Source organism: Maribacter orientalis, assembly GCF_900109345.1.
Lineage (GTDB): Bacteria > Bacteroidota > Bacteroidia > Flavobacteriales > Flavobacteriaceae > Maribacter > Maribacter orientalis.
Genome location: NZ_FNZN01000007.1, coordinates 151,773 through 167,394, shown reverse-complemented (window position 1 = coordinate 167,394; position 15,622 = coordinate 151,773). Strand labels below are relative to the sequence as shown.

The 15,622-nt window shown below is 34.4% G+C and carries 15 protein-coding genes; 6 read left to right on the top strand and 9 right to left on the bottom strand.

Going from position 1 to position 15,622, the window contains the following annotated elements:
- Positions 1–13: 13 nt before the first annotated feature.
- Positions 14–583, bottom strand: a complete 570-nt coding sequence (locus BMY56_RS14820) for an AAA family ATPase (RefSeq protein ID WP_091625977.1) — start codon at positions 581–583, stop codon at positions 14–16.
- 87 nt (positions 584–670) lie between these two features.
- Here BMY56_RS14820 and BMY56_RS14815 point away from each other — a divergent pair, with 87 nt between their 5' ends.
- The 3 genes from BMY56_RS14815 to murA all read left to right on the top strand — a co-directional run bounded on the left by BMY56_RS14815 (position 671) and on the right by murA (position 3,024).
- Positions 671–958, top strand: coding sequence for a DUF493 family protein (locus tag BMY56_RS14815; protein WP_091625923.1), 288 nt, complete (start codon positions 671–673; stop codon positions 956–958).
- Positions 959–1,040: 82 nt separating this feature from the next.
- Entirely contained in the window at positions 1,041–1,700 is a 660-nt protein-coding gene (locus tag BMY56_RS14810; RefSeq protein ID WP_091625920.1) for a DUF4290 domain-containing protein, read from the top strand.
- A gap of 16 nt (positions 1,701–1,716) precedes the next feature.
- Entirely contained in the window at positions 1,717–3,024 is a 1,308-nt protein-coding gene (murA, locus tag BMY56_RS14805; RefSeq protein WP_091625917.1) for a UDP-N-acetylglucosamine 1-carboxyvinyltransferase, read from the top strand.
- A 403-nt stretch (positions 3,025–3,427) separates the two neighbouring features.
- On the opposite strand, the gene BMY56_RS14795 is transcribed toward murA, so the two are convergent.
- The 3 genes from BMY56_RS14795 to BMY56_RS14785 form a co-directional block, all read right to left on the bottom strand.
- Positions 3,428–4,426, bottom strand: a complete 999-nt coding sequence (locus tag BMY56_RS14795) for a pirin family protein (protein WP_091625912.1) — start codon at positions 4,424–4,426, stop codon at positions 3,428–3,430.
- Positions 4,427–4,456: 30 nt separating this feature from the next.
- Positions 4,457–4,900, bottom strand: a complete 444-nt coding sequence (locus tag BMY56_RS14790) for a VOC family protein (protein WP_091625909.1) — start codon at positions 4,898–4,900, stop codon at positions 4,457–4,459.
- Between the two features lie 85 nt (positions 4,901–4,985).
- A complete protein-coding gene (locus BMY56_RS14785) occupies positions 4,986–6,413 on the bottom strand; it encodes an amidohydrolase (RefSeq protein WP_091625907.1) in 1,428 nt (475 codons plus the stop codon).
- Positions 6,414–6,675: 262 nt separating this feature from the next.
- Here BMY56_RS14785 and BMY56_RS14780 point away from each other — a divergent pair, with 262 nt between their 5' ends.
- Positions 6,676–7,725: a DUF6340 family protein gene (locus BMY56_RS14780; RefSeq protein WP_091625905.1), complete on the top strand. Its 1,050-nt coding sequence runs from the start codon at positions 6,676–6,678 to the stop codon at positions 7,723–7,725.
- A gap of 3 nt (positions 7,726–7,728) precedes the next feature.
- Here BMY56_RS14780 and BMY56_RS14775 read toward each other — a convergent pair whose 3' ends face one another.
- The 3 genes from BMY56_RS14775 to BMY56_RS14765 are packed head-to-tail and all read right to left on the bottom strand — an operon-like array spanning position 7,729 to position 10,230.
- On the bottom strand, positions 7,729–9,042 hold the full coding sequence (locus tag BMY56_RS14775) for a cryptochrome/photolyase family protein (protein ID WP_091625902.1): 1,314 nt from the start codon (positions 9,040–9,042) through the stop codon (positions 7,729–7,731).
- A complete protein-coding gene (locus tag BMY56_RS14770; protein ID WP_091625899.1) occupies positions 9,043–9,732 on the bottom strand; it encodes an SDR family NAD(P)-dependent oxidoreductase in 690 nt (229 codons plus the stop codon).
- Entirely contained in the window at positions 9,733–10,230 is a 498-nt protein-coding gene (locus tag BMY56_RS14765; protein ID WP_091625897.1) for an SRPBCC family protein, read from the bottom strand.
- A gap of 174 nt (positions 10,231–10,404) precedes the next feature.
- Here BMY56_RS14765 and BMY56_RS14760 point away from each other — a divergent pair, with 174 nt between their 5' ends.
- Positions 10,405–11,586 (top strand): hypothetical protein, encoded by a 1,182-nt coding sequence (locus BMY56_RS14760; protein WP_091625894.1) that lies wholly within the window; start codon positions 10,405–10,407, stop codon positions 11,584–11,586.
- A gap of 87 nt (positions 11,587–11,673) precedes the next feature.
- Positions 11,674–12,519: a DUF2911 domain-containing protein gene (locus tag BMY56_RS14755; RefSeq protein WP_091625891.1), complete on the top strand. Its 846-nt coding sequence runs from the start codon at positions 11,674–11,676 to the stop codon at positions 12,517–12,519.
- A 72-nt stretch (positions 12,520–12,591) separates the two neighbouring features.
- On the opposite strand, the gene galK is transcribed toward BMY56_RS14755, so the two are convergent.
- Together galK and BMY56_RS14745 are read right to left on the bottom strand one after the other, a co-directional pair.
- Positions 12,592–13,749: a galactokinase gene (galK, locus tag BMY56_RS14750; RefSeq protein WP_091625889.1), complete on the bottom strand. Its 1,158-nt coding sequence runs from the start codon at positions 13,747–13,749 to the stop codon at positions 12,592–12,594.
- 31 nt (positions 13,750–13,780) lie between these two features.
- On the bottom strand, positions 13,781–15,514 hold the full coding sequence (locus BMY56_RS14745) for a sodium:solute symporter family protein (RefSeq protein ID WP_091625886.1): 1,734 nt from the start codon (positions 15,512–15,514) through the stop codon (positions 13,781–13,783).
- Between the last annotated feature and the right edge of the window lie 108 nt (positions 15,515–15,622).

Here is a 15,622-nt window from a genome sequence, read left to right as displayed (position 1 = left end):
GTCTTTTGGTGTATTATTCACCGAATTTTTCTATGAGGTCAACTACAAATTGCAAACGATTTTCTATCGTGCCGAATGGAACTTCAATGGGTTTGTAACCTAAATCAATATATGTCTTTTCAAGATATTGATGAATACCACAAGCTTGTTCAAAATTTTCCATACGCTCATTGTCTTGAACGTATATATCTTTCCAAGGTGGTAATATTAGAACTTCGTCATAACGATTTTTTAAACACAAATCATTATATCGTTCCTCTATTGGTTGTTTAAAGTAATTCATATAGGCAATAACATCTGGTAAACCTCGGTCATAAAATAAATGCTTTTTATCGATGTTTTTACCGTTGTTGAAATGTTTTAAACGCGCATTGATTAGTTCATCATTAAAACTTTTTGCGTCGTCGACAAAATCTATAGGATTTACCAATAACTCATCTACTTGTTTGCCGTTTAATGCATCTAATGTCATTGTCCTAATCACTTCATGAAAACAGTAAAATCCATTTTCTTCAAGTGATGAAATCAGTACAGTTTTACCCGTTCCTGGTCCGCCTGTAATTACAATTCTTTTATTGCCCAAACTCATCATATCTATTAGCAAAAGTACATAAACCTTGAGTATTAAAAAATTGGCACATTACACTTATCTTTGTATAAAATAAAAGTCATGGATGAAAATAACCCAGTAGAGTTTTATATAAAACTAAAGGAACAATTAGAAGCAACCTCGAAATGGCCATCAAATTATCTATATAAATTTATAGTAAAGAGCGATACGGATAAGGTTGATAAAATTCATAAAATATTCGATAATATAGGAGCTGTGATCAACTCAAAAAAATCGAAAAACGGAAAATATACTAGTGTTTCTATAACTGTATATTTGAACAGTCCAGATGATGTTATTATAAAATATAAGGAAGTAGGTGAAATAGAAGGTGTAATCTCCTTGTAAAATAGCATTTCATCTATAATTTTATTAAATTGGCATCGTTATAAGAATACTTCTTCAAAAACATTAAGTTAAAAATTTCAATTTGCAATTAGTAGAAAACCTAGAATATAATACAGAACGTTCGCATTTAATTATACCTGAGTATGGACGTCATTTCCAAAAAATGGTAGATCACGCTGTATCTATCGAAGACCCGGTTGAACGTAATAAAGTGGCTCAGGCCATTATTAGCGTAATGGGTAATTTACAGCCTCACTTGCGTGATGTACCCGATTTTCAACATAAACTTTGGGATCAATTATTCATTATGTCTGATTTTAAATTAGATGTTGAATCGCCATTTCCAATAACCTCAAAAGAGATTTTAAGACAAAGACCTGAGCCGTTAGAATACCCTCAGAATTTTCCAAAATATCGATTTTACGGTAATAACATTAAACGCATGGTTGATGTTGCAGTTGAATGGGAGAAAGGTGATAAGCGATCTGGTTTGGAGTATGCTATTGCCAATCACATGAAAAAGTGTTATTTGAATTGGAATAAAGATGTGGTTGATGATAAGGCAATTTTCAAGCATTTATACGATTTAAGTGATGGTCGTATAGACTTAGCTGCAGAGGGCGAAAGTTTAACTGACAGTGGTCAGTTTCTTAAAAACCGTGTGGCCAAAACACCTAGATCTGCCAGTACGGGAAAGAAAAATCAAAGAAATAATAATAACCGCGGTAAGAAACGCTATTAAATTTCCACTTCTCTAGATGGGAACATTCAAAATTGAAGGAGGTCACCAATTATCTGGTGAAATAACGCCTCAAGGAGCAAAGAATGAAGCACTTCAAATACTTTGCGCCGTACTACTTACAGATGAAAAAGTAACCATCAACAACATTCCAGATATTGTTGATGTAAATAAGCTTATATCTCTTTTAGAGGATTTAGGCGTAAAAATCCAAAAGAAAGGCAAAGGCTCCTACACTTTTAAGGCAGACGATGTTAATATGGATTATTTGCAGTCTGATCAATTTAAGGAAGACGGTAGAGGTCTTAGAGGTTCTATAATGCTCGTTGGACCTTTATTAGCACGCTTTGGTAAAGGGTACATACCTAAGCCTGGCGGTGATAAAATTGGAAGAAGACGTTTAGATACTCACTTCGAAGGGTTTATAAAACTTGGCGCTAAATTTCGTTATAATAAGGAAGAATATTTTTACGGTGTAGAAGCTAAAAAATTGATCGGAACTTATATGTTGCTTGATGAGGCTTCAGTAACCGGTACTGCCAATATAGTTATGGCAGCCGTTTTAGCTGAAGGTCAAACAACAATTTATAATGCCGCATGTGAGCCCTATTTACAGCAATTATGTAAAATGCTGAATAGAATGGGGGCCAAGATTTCTGGCGTTGGTTCTAATCTGTTGGTTATTGACGGAGTCGATAAATTGGGTGGAACTGAACATAGAATGCTACCTGATATGATTGAAATTGGTAGTTGGATCGGATTAGCAGCCATGACCAAAAGTGAACTGACTATTAAAGATGTAAGTTGGGACGATTTAGGCCAAATACCTACCGTATTTAGAAAATTAGGTATAACGGTAGAACGAAGGGGAGAGGATATTTTTATTCCTATTCATAAAGATGGATACGAAATTCAAAATTATATAGATGGGTCTATTTTAACCATTGCCGATGCACCTTGGCCAGGCTTAACACCAGATATATTAAGTATTATGTTGGTGGTTGCGACACAGGCAAGAGGTGAAGTACTTATTCATCAAAAAATGTTCGAAAGTCGTTTGTTTTTCGTGGATAAATTATTAGATATGGGTGCTAAGGTGATACTTTGTGATCCACATAGGGCAACAGTAATCGGTCATGATTTCAAATCTACTCTGAAGGCAACTACTATGACTTCGCCAGATATAAGAGCAGGTGTTTCCTTACTAATCGCTGCATTATCGGCAAAAGGAACTTCAACTATTCATAACATCGAGCAAATTGATCGTGGATATGAAAATATAGATGAAAGATTACGTGCTATAGGAGCTAAAATTACAAGGTCTTAAATTTAAAGTAGCACGTTATTATACAAATTAAACTCCATAATACGGTTCGTAGCCAATTATAGAGTTTTAGTTTTTTTATAGATAATTCTACTTCTTCTCTTTTTGATAAATTGGTGTCTAAGGGAACAAATATTAAGAATGTGGAAAGCCATACACCAATTACCAATAAACTACTCGTAATGGTGTAAAAATCAAGGTTAGTATAAACTTGTATACTACTTGTGATCACTTGTCCGAACATTAACGGAATTACGATAACGGCGATTCTTTTGGTATAGGTTTCGTGCCATTTAAAAAGGTCTTCATGTTTGTAATAAGAGAAACTGGGATATATGATTAGCTGAACAATCCATATAAGAATTAATAAACCAGTATCACAAATTAGACGAATTATATCGATCATTTATTTTTCTACTAAAGTACCGTCAGGATATTTTGCGAATCTACCACGGTTTGTTTCATGAACGTTATCAGGATATCTCCATGGCCAGCCTCCGAATTGTGTTAGTCTAAATTCATCCATTGCATTTTGTAACTCTTCATCGGAATTCATAACAAATGGTCCATATTTGGCAACTGGTTCCTTTATTGGTTTACCTTGAAGAATTAATACCTTAGCGTCTTTGTTACCAGCGTTTAGCTTTATCTCTTTAGATACTTCTACTTCTATTCCGTGATTTAGCTGAATGCTTTCCCCTGATATTTCGATGGTACTACCTTCGTAAAAGTAAATCGTTCGAATAGTGTCTTTCTCTGCTTTTGGCAATGTAATAGACCCATTCGCATATATATGAATAAGCCAAACGGCAACTTCATTTTCGTTTTCTGACGCCCATGAATCTGGTGCTGGATTTGGAGCACTGTGGTTATTAAAATTACCGGCGATAACTTTTACGATACTCTCTTCTAATTCTAATACAGGAATATCTTCGTGCCAAAGCATTTTAAAATGTGGGTCAACAAACTTGCTTTTTTGAGGTAAGTTTAACCAAATCTGAAAAAGTTCTAAGGTGTTTTCCTTATCTGTATGTAGTAATGGGAACATTTCTGAATGTTGAACACCACTACCAGCAGTCATCCATTGAACATCTCCTTCACCAAAACGGCCAGCCGCACCTAGAGAATCTGAGTGGTCACAGAAACCTTTATTTGCTATGGTAATGGTTTCGAAACCTCGATGTGGATGTGCAGGAAAACCAGGAATAGTTGTTCCATGATACATTCGCCAGCCATCTTTTATTGTAAAATCATTTCCGAGATTTCTACCTTGTAAAGAATCAGCAGGGCCAAGTTCTCCATTACCTTTTGGGTAGTGGTCTAAATGATACACACAGAACAGAAATGGATCTTGGGTTTGCCAAGGGAAATCTAACTTGAATATTTTTTTAATTTCATTTTTCATTATGCACTAAAATTTAAAATGTGCAGATAATTAATGTACTGCATTATTAATTTCTACCCAATTATTCTCTGGGTCTTTAAGGTAGATCTGACGAACACCATCTGCTCTTAAGGTTACTGAATTCTCTTTACCTGGCCAATCCCAATAGGTTACATTATTCTCTTCAAGATACGTAATTAGCTCCTCTAATTTCTGAGTTGCTAAACATAGATGAACACTTTTACTATGCTCCATAGCAACACTATCTTTTCTGATCAAATGCAGTTGCGAATTTCCATTGACAATAAACCATTTAAAATTTGTGGTATCAGAGGGGTGTGGAATTTCCTTTAGATTCAATACATTTTTATAAAAAGAACCTACCTTATCTAAATCTTTTACAATAAATGAATAATGGTCATATTGAAAATCAAAAGACTGTGCAGATGCGAATGAACCTGAAATAAAAATAAGAAGTAGTACTATTTTTTTCATTTTAAAAGTGTGATTTTTTGAACATTGAAGTTACTCAAAAATGAAAGAAGCTATCGATTAAGATAGCTTCTTTTTAGTAACTTTATTATTTTTCATTTAATGGTGGTGGGCCTTCGATCATCGGTTCATAAACTTCGTCACCTTTACGTGTTTTGAATTCCTCTTTCACTTTAGTGACTAATTTTGGATTTTGGAAAAGATCTAACATAGTCATGGCCATTGCTTTCGATGCATGTATCATTCCTTTATGCCCAATGGACATACCACCACAAGCAACGACTGCCCATGAATGCCAAGGGGTTCCTGTTGGCGCAACAGAAACGCCTAAATTAATATTTGGAACGTTCCAACTTACATCACCAACATCGGTAGAACCACCACCTGGGTTTTCTTCAGTTTCCTTTAGCGGGTGTACGGTACCATCCATACCAACTTCAGGTTTACCTGTTGCTTTTTGTATCGCTTTACCAAATACTGTTTCTTCTTCAGTGTATGTAATTGGTCCTAAGAGTTCTAGGTTATTCTGCATTATTTCTCCACCAGAACGGTTTACCAAAGTTTCATAGATTCCTGAAACCAATGATATTTTATAATCTACATTGGCCATAATGGCGGCACCCTCAGCCATAGCTTTTACGCGTTCGTATGTCGGTAACATTTTTGATCTCTTTGGGTCTCTTACACGCACCCAAAGTTTAGCATAATCTGGCACCACATTTACTACCTGTCCGGCATCTTGTATATGGTAATGAATACGAGAAGTTGGTAAAATATGTTCTCTGTAATAATTTATTCCTGTCGTGTATAACTCTAACGCATCTGAAGCGCTACGCCCATTCCATGGATCCATGGAGGCATGTGCAGACTGGCCATAAAATTCAACGATAAAGTCAATTAAAGATAATCCGCTTTGAACATCTGCCTCAATACCAGCAGATGGATGCCAACTTACATTTACATCTACATCATCCCACAATCCTGCTTTTACCATCCATACTTTTGCAAAGTATTTTTCTTCTGCCGGTGTTCCTAAGAATTTTATAGTACCGGTAATCTTTCCAGCATCCATTAATTCTTTAATGGCAATTGCTGAACCAAGACTTGCAGTACCGAACATATTATGGCCACAGCCATGACCAGCTGCACCTTCTTTAAGTGGTTCTTTTACTGGAGACGTTTTTTGAGAAATACCGGGTAATGCATCAAATTCACCAAGAATACTAATCACTGGACTTCCAGAACCATAAGTAGCAGTAAATGCGGTTGGAATATCAGCAACACCTCTAGTAACGGTCAGGCCGTTCTTTTCCGCATAATCGGCTAAAATTCGAGAAGACTCTGATTCGTCGAAAGCAGTTTCGGCCAATGCCCAAATAGAATCACTGATTTTGATAAGTTCTTCTTTATGTTTTTCAATAGAAGAAATTAATAAATTTTTGTCCTTGCTCATTTTCTGAGAAAAAACGGAACCACTCATGCACAAACAGAGCGCTATTAGAAATATTTTTTTCATTTTAGGTAATGTTGGTTATTAATTTCCTTCAATTCTATAGGGAAGAGGAGGATTTTAGATTTATCAAAGTAAATATACCAATTTACACTGTTTATTTGAAGTTACAGGTTTGTACAAATACTTGTGTTATCAACAGCTGAAGGAAATAAGGAATATAAAATATTGATTTAACTATGAGTTGAATGAAAACTTACCAATTATATAATTTTAGGGCTCATTTTTCGTTTATAATCAAATCGTTATGTTTTAAATTTTTTGAATTATGAAAAATCTAGTGTTCAAACTGCTCTTAATTTTCACATCTTTTTCAATTATTGCCTGTAGTTCAACAAATAGGCTAACGATGGGCATAACCCAACCAGCTCAGGTATCAATACCATCAGACGTTGCCAGTATTGGTATAATAAATAGGAGTACGGCATCTGAAAAAAATAAAATAATCGATAAGATAGATAAGGTTTTATCGTTGGAAGGACTTAATTTGGATAAGGAAGGAGCACAAAATGCAATTCTAGGACTTACTTATGAGTTAGAACGTGGAAACCGTTTTGAGACAGTAAAAATTTTAGAAGGTCAAAAAGATTTTGAAAAAGGTTTAGGCGTTTTTCCTTCAGCGCTTTCTTGGGAAATTGTGGATCAAATTTGTAAGGAAAATGGGGTTGATATTTTGTTTTCTCTTGAATTTTATGATACAGATACCGCAGTAGATTATGAAATGACTATGGTAAGGGTGCCAAATAATTTAGGAATAGTAGCAGAAGTACCTGGACACAGAATCAAATTAAATACCGTTATAAAAAATGGATGGCGTGTGTATGATCCTACTAGTAGAATTATTGTTGATGAATATATTTCAAATGATCAAGTCTATTCTAAAGGTGAGGGAATAAACCCTATAAAGGCTTTTGATGCCGTAATGGGTCGAAAAGAGACCGTATTGGATGTAAGTACCAATTTGGGTTCTAACTATGCATCATATACTAAACCTGAACGTATTCGAATCGCAAGAGATTACTTCGTAAGAGGAAGCTCTAATTTTAAAATTGCAAAAAGGCGAGCACAAACTGGAAATTGGGATGGTGCTGCAGAATTATGGAATGCAGAATTGAACAATTCTAATTTAAAGGTAGCAGGTAGAGCCTATTACAATATGGCCATAAGTAATGAAATTAATGGAAACCTTGATAAAGCTATTGAATTTGCATCAAAAGCCTATGCCGATTACGGTAATAAAGAAGGCTTACGTTATGTAAATATGCTTAAAAGAAGGGTAGTGAACCAACAAGAACTGGAAAGACAGCTGGCAAAATAAAGTTTAATTTAAAGCCTGCTTGTAGGTTTCTAAACAACGTTCCCTGGCCATTTTATGGTCTACCATTTTATCTGGATATTCATCTGTATTATATTCAGGTATCCACTTTTTAATATATTCTTTATTCTTATCAAATTTATCGACTTGAGTCATTGGGTTGAAAATTCTAAAATAAGGAGCCGCGTCAACACCACTACCGGCAGCCCATTGCCAATTTCCCACATTTGAACTCATTTCGTAATCCAAAAGTTTTTCAGCAAAAAAAGTTTCTCCCCACCGCCAGTCAATTAACAAATGTTTGCAAAGAAAACTTGCTACCAACATACGCACTCTATTATGCATGTATCCTGTTGCATTCAATTCTCGCATTCCTGCATCTACCAATAAATATCCTGTTTGCCCACTTTTCCATTTTTCAAACTCTATCTCATTATTTCTCCAATCAATACGGTCATATTTAGGTCTAAAAGCATTATCCGCCGTATGTGGAAAATGCCATAAAATTGACATAAAGAATTCCCTCCAAATTAACTCACTCCAGAATACTTCGTTTTCTTCTGCAATAGCCTTTTTCATCATTTTTCGGACAGAAACCGTACCGAAACGTAAATGGGGACCTAAGCGAGAAGTTCCATTTTTTATTGCAGGATAATTACGGGTGTCCTCATAATTGTCTATTAGGGTTGGTGTTACATCATATTCAGGTACTTCAATATCAGATTTTGTAAATCCAAGGTCGCTTAAAGACAAGTTTGGAAGGCGAGTATTTTCAATTAAATTTGACAGATATTGACTTGTATAATGAATCTTTAAATCATTGTCAGCATCAAAATTCTCTTTCCATTTATTTTTATATGGAGTATAGACAACATAAGGATCACCATCACCTTTAACGATATCCAATTTTTCAAAAATCACTTGGTCTTTGAACGTTTTAAATATAATATTCCTTTCAAGAGAAAATGATGCTATTTGCGTATCTCTTTCTTTTGCATAAGGTTCATAATCTCTATTTGTAAAAATATTTTTTACCGAATAATCTTCAGTAATACTTTTAAAAATATCAAATGGTTTGCCATAGTATATCGCTAAAGAACTGTCGTTTTCCTCTTGTAGTTTTTTGCGCATTGCCTGTAACGTTTTATAAAGAAAAGTTACACGAGCGTCATTTTTTGGTAGTTTGGATATTATTTCTTTATCAAAAATAAAAATAGGAAGTACTGGAAAGTCACTTTTTAATGCTTCTAAAAACCCTACATTATCATCTAACCTAAGATCTCTTCTAAACCAGAAAATCGATATCTCTTTTTTTGACATTTAGTTTATGTTTAATGTAGAAAGACCACCATCGACACCGATAATTTGTCCTGTGATCCACGTGCTTTTATCACTCAATAAAAATACTGCACTATTTGCGATATCTTCTGAATTACCTACCCTTTTTAACGGATGACGTTCACTCATCATTTCTCTTTTCTTATCATTGTTTAATAATCTCTTGGCTAAAGGAGTATCAACCAATGAAGGAGCAATTACGTTAACTCTTATTTTTGGCGCATATTCGGCTGCCATAGACTTTGCAAAACCTTCAATGGCACCCTTTGCTGCAGCTACACTTGTATGAAATGGCATGCCTGTACCGACAGCAATGGTACTGAAGAGCACCATACTAGAACCTTCATTCATTTTAGATATTATAGCTTTCACCACTTTTACCAATGAAAAGAAATTGAGTTCCATATCTTCTTTAAAAGTCTCCAATCCCATCATTTTAAATGGTTTTAGATTAATACTCCCAGGGCAATACACAAATCCATCTATCTTTTCTGGAAGTTTAGTTACATCTAATTCGTCTTTGGTTGCATCAAATTCAATGTGTACAATGTTAGTATGGGACAATGCCTCATCTGTACGAGAAGCAACATATATTTTATGTGTTTCTTGAAGCTCTTTTACGATAGAAAGACCAATACCATGTGATCCGCCAATAAGAAGTATGTTTTTCATTTAAAATGATTTTAAGGTTAGTTCATTTGGAACATTTTTTATAGTTCCAAAAATTTCGATAAGCTTTTGTTCGCGATGTTTAAAAATTTCGATTAGCTGTTTTTTTACAATTAGTGGATGTGCTAATTGCCCTAAAATGCCAAAAGGAATTTTATAATCAATAATGTCTTCCATTTCTACGCCTCCATCAATTTCTTTAATAAAGTGTTTATGATGCCAAAGAGCGTAAGGGCCGAATCGTTGCTCGTCTACAAAGTAATTACCTTCATTAACATGTGTAATTTCAGTTACCCATTTTGTAGTATAACCAGGAAAAGGTGAAACTTTATATTGTATGATTTGCCCTGAAAACATTAATCTATCTGTTCCAGATAAAATATGAAACCCCATATGCTCAGGTGTTATTACTTTTAAATTCTCAGGATTAGATAAAAAATCCCAAGCTTCTTTTTTAGATATGGGTAAGGCTTGTTTGGAATGTAATTGATATAGTTTCATATTGGAAATTTAAACAAATATAGAACCATATATTGTCTAACAAAAAATAAAAATAGTTAAACAATAATTAAATTAAGCTTTTGATGATGGTTTAATAATAGACTTTAACGAATAAAATAAATTTAGGTCGCATATGTATACGTATCTATCTTTTTTGTAGTTTATTTGGATGTTATGAAAAATTATATTCAAAAGCTAAGTTTTGCTATGCTGTTCTTTTTAACGGTTGGTGTGCAGGCACAAGAAAATCTGCAAACCCGTGGGCAGTTACCTGATGAAGTCTTTGAAACTTCGGGATTGATTTATTTTAATGAGAGTCTAGTTACGCTTAATGATTCAGGTAATGAACCAATATTATATGAGTTAGATACCCTAAACTTATCTATTAAACGAAGGATTACTATTTCTAATATCGATAATATTGATTGGGAAGCAATTACACAGGATGAAGAATTTATATATATAGGTGATTTTGGTAATAATATTGGTACGCGTGTAGATCTAGCGATACATCGAATTTCTAAGGAAGATTTCAAATCTTCTGATACTGTAGAAGCCACCACAATAAGCTTCTCTTATGAAGATCAAAAAGACTTTACCAATACGGGTAATAGTGACTGGGATGCTGAAGCTTTTTTTATAGTAAACAATCAGTTTGTAGTTTTAACTAAACAATGGAAATCTTTTGGTTCTGTTGCATATACACTACCGATAACGCCGGGAGTACATGTGGCAAATAGGGCAGGAGCCATTGAAGATGTTGGCCTTGTTACTGATGTAACTTATGATGTTGCAACTAATAGGTTGGTGCTTATTGGGTATTCATCTATTTTGAGTCCTTTTATTGGCATTGTCGATGATTTAAATTTAGAATCTCCTTTTGCCGGATATGCACCACAAAATCTAGGTTTAAATTTTGTTCAGGCTGAAGGAATAACTCAAATCAATTCAACCAATTACTTTTTTACTTCTGAGTATTATTCTCGACAAAGTCCAACAATTGAATCAACATCTAGATTGTTTTCTTTTCAGATTTTGGTAGATGTTCCTGAAATTCCAGAAAACCCAGAGACTCCAGTAGAACCTGAGAACCCTGAACCTGATAACCCAGAAGAAAATGACAAGTTGGTTATCTTTAAGGATAACTCTACAAACCAATATCACTATTCTATTTCAACTAATAAGGAAATTTTCGGTCAAATTATTTTTGATGTTTCGGGTAGACAGGTTTGGCAAAATTCTGGAAATATTGAAAAGAAAGGGACTATATCTCAACATTTAGAATCGTCAATCTATTATTTGACCTTATATCTTGAGGATGGAATAATTGCTAAATCTTTCGCGGTTTATCAATAGTAAGACCTTATGGTATTTAGGAATTTATTAACATTTCTCCAATTTGTTTATAATTAGTTTTGCTATTATAAACTAATCAATAAAATTATGAACAAAGTAGTACTTTTTTTAATGGCAATTGTGGCTTCATTAACTGTTGAAGCGCAAATAAATACACCTGCCCCAAGTCCATCAGCTAAACTGATGCAAACGGTAGGTTTGACAGAAGTTATGATTGATTACTCTCGCCCGAATATGAGAGGAAGAGAAGTATATGGTAATCTTGTTCCTTTTGACAAATTATGGCGTACCGGTGCTAATTCCTATACTAAAATCACTTTCGACACCGACGTAACAATTGGTGGTAAAGAAGTGAAAGCAGGTACCTATTCTATTTTCACAAAGCCAGGTGCTTCTACTTGGGAAGTGTTCTTCTATACTGATATCGTAGGTGGTGGTACACCAAGTAAATGGGAAGAAAGTAAAGTAGTTGCACAGTTAACTGTTCCTGTCCAAAAATTGGATATGCCAGTCGAAACTTTTACTATTACCATTGATGATGTTATGAGTAATGGAGCTAATATTGGAATTATTTGGGCGAATACATATGTAGCTGTGCCATTTACTGTTCCTACTGATGCTACTGTTATGAAAAGTATCGATAAAGCGTTGAATGGACCAACTGCAGATGATTATTATGCTGCAGCAGTTTACTACTCGAGCGAAGGGAAAGATATAAACAAGGCAAAAGAATGGATGAATAAAGCAATGTCAATGACTGAAAAACCAGCATTTTGGCAGCTTAGACAACAATCTTTAATTCTATCAAAAGCAGGTGATAAAAAAGGAGCAATTGAAGCTGCTAAAAAATCATTAGCAGGTGCTATTGAAGCTGGTAATGATGATTACATTAAAATGAACAATGATTCATTAAAAGAGTGGGGGTCTAAGTAATTAGTATCCTTAAAAGAGGTAAAAAAGTCCGTGTATATACACGGACTTTTTATTTTTAAAATATCCATAATTTTAAGAGTATACCTTAACACCATCATCAATGGCTAAATGGTAATATTCGGCATCTATATTTGTTTGACACTTATAAGCTTCAAGCATTGAAGTTATACTTGATTCTAATTTAGAGGTCTGAATGAGGTTAATGGTGCATCCTCCAAAACCACCACCCATCATTCTTGAACCAAGAACACCTTCTAAATGTTCACCAATCTTCACAAGGGCATCTAATTCTGATGTTGTTATTTCATATTGGGTAGACATCGCCCAATGCCCTTCTTTTAAAATTTCCCCTACCTGTAGTGCGTCTCCTTCTGTTAAGGCTTTCATCATTCGACGAACGCGCCCATTTTCTTCAATAATATATTTTGCCCTCTTCTTGTCAATGGCATCAACTTTATCGGATATATCATTTAAGTCTTCTAAAGTAACATCCCGTAGCGAACTAACATCAGGATTCTTGAGTTTCACTTGCTTAACAATATTCTCGCAAGAAATGCGTCTTTTGTTATATTCTGAATCGACGGCAAGGTTGTGCTTAATGTTAGAATTGACCAATACCCAACTGTAGCCATTTAAATTAATAGGTATATAGCTATGGGTTAGGTCTTTGCAGTCTAAGAAAAATGCATTTCCTTTTTTTCCGAAGAGAACAGCATATTGATCCATTAAACCACAATTCAGTCCTATTTTATGTTCTGCTTTTTGAGCAATCAAAGCAATTTCTTCTCTTGAAAGCTCCTTTCCTGAAATTTTGGTTATAGCATATATAAAACCACAACAAAGTGCAGCAGATGATGAAAGTCCAGATCCTATAGGAATATCACCACCAAAAACACAATCCATCCCTTTTAAAGGGTAATTTTCAGAAATAAGAATTTCCATGATGGCCTTAAAATAATTTCCCCAAAATGATTTGAATTTTTTATGAGTGCCATTTAGAGCAAACTCAATTTTTTCAGGCTGGGATAAAAATGCTTCAATTTTAATTGCTTCTATATTATTAGCTGAAACCGCAAAATAAATACCTTTTTCTATTGAGGCAGGTAACACTAAACCTTCATTGTAATCGGTATGTTCACCTATTAGATTTATTCGCCCTGGAGCTTTGATAATAAGCGGATTTTCGTTATAATTTTCTTTAAAAAAAGATATAATAGTTTTATCTACCATTTACGGGGTTATGTAAAATATATGGGGTTTGTTAAATTGAAGGAAGTGGTTTTTTTAACATTCTATCAAACGCTTCAAACACAAATGAAATAAGTATTACAATAGCGGCACCGAAAAAGTTAAGCCATAAATAACCTAATTTTTCCTGACCCGAAGGATATATGTGTATTAAGTAATAATAAATGATGCAGATTATGATTTGTGTTACTATGGCAGCAAAAAATACGGCGTTTCCCTTAATAAATTTGATAAAGAAGGCAATAAGAAAGATACCTAAAACATTACCATAAAAGATACTACCTATTATATTAACTAATTGAATTAAATTATCAAAAAGATTGGCAACACTAGCTATGGAAATTGCCACTATACCCCATAATAGCGTAAAGTATTTTGAAGCCTTAACATAATGTGCTTCCGTAAAATTACGTGACATATTACGCTTATATAAATCTAAAGCTGTAACAGTGCCGAGCGCATTTAGTTCAGAGGCTGTGGACGACATGGCAGCAGAAAGAATTACTGCCAATAATAACCCCACCAAACCGGTCGGTAAATTATTTAGTATAAAATGGATGAAAACATAATCCTTATCATTTGTTTCTACCACATCATTTGCTTGGCTTATCAGTGATTTTGCAGCTATACGATTGGTGCTATCTTTTTGATTGATACGGATAATTTGATTTTTGGCTTCTTCAACTGCAGTATATTCTTTTATTTCAAGAGCCGATGAAAATTTGTTCTGTGCGATTCTTTTCTCGGCCTCTAATGCAATTTGACCTTCTTGTAAAATTTTATAATCATTGGCATATGGTGAATTCATGACTGCTTGGGTTGCAGATGGATTAAAGTTCAATGGGGATGGATTATATTGATAGAAAACAAAAACCATAACCCCTACCAACAGAATGAAAAACTGCATAGGTATTTTAAAAATTGCATTAAAAACAAGTCCTAATTGACTCTCTCTTACTGATTTACCCGTTAAATAACGCTGTACCTGACTTTGGTCCGTGCCAAAGTATGCTAGAAATAAAAACAACCCACCTGTAATACCACTCCAGAATGTATATCGGCTAGAAGTATCTAAATCGAAATTCAAAATTTCAAGTTTATTACTGGCACCTGCGATTTTCATCGCTTTACTGAAGGTAATGTCTGATGGTAGATAACCTAAAATGAAAAAGAAGGTGATGAACATACCTGTCATAATGATGAACATCTGTTGCTTTTGTGTAACGCTAACAGCTTTTGTTCCTCCTGAAACAGTATATATGATTACTAGGGTTCCTATAATAACATTCAGGGTACGCAAATCCCAACCTAATACGGCAGAGAGAATTATAGAAGGAGCGAAAATGGTGATACCGGCGGCAAGACCTCTTTGAATTAAAAATAAAACAGCAGTTAAAGATCTAGTTTTAATATCAAATCTATTTTCAAGAAATTCGTATGCCGTGTAAACCTTCATTTTATGGTACAACGGAATGAATACCAAGCATATAATAATCATGGCAAAAGGAAGGCCAAAGTAAAATTGTACAAAGCCCATTCCATCATGAAATGCTTGACCCGGTGTCGATAAAAAAGTGATTGCACTTGCTTGTGTGGCCATTACAGATAAACCAATGGTCCACCATTTAGAGTCGTTGCCACCACGTACGTAATCGTCGACGTTTTTGCTTCCTTTAGTTTTCCAAACTCCGTATATAACGATAAAGAGCAAGGTGCTGGCCAAAATAATCCAATCTAATTCTTTCATATTAGTTGAATGAAGTCATAATGTAATAGAAAATAAGGATATATATTAAATTGAGCACCAGAAGTATGGTATACTCTTTTTTCCAAGTTGCATTTTCGTCTCGTTCTG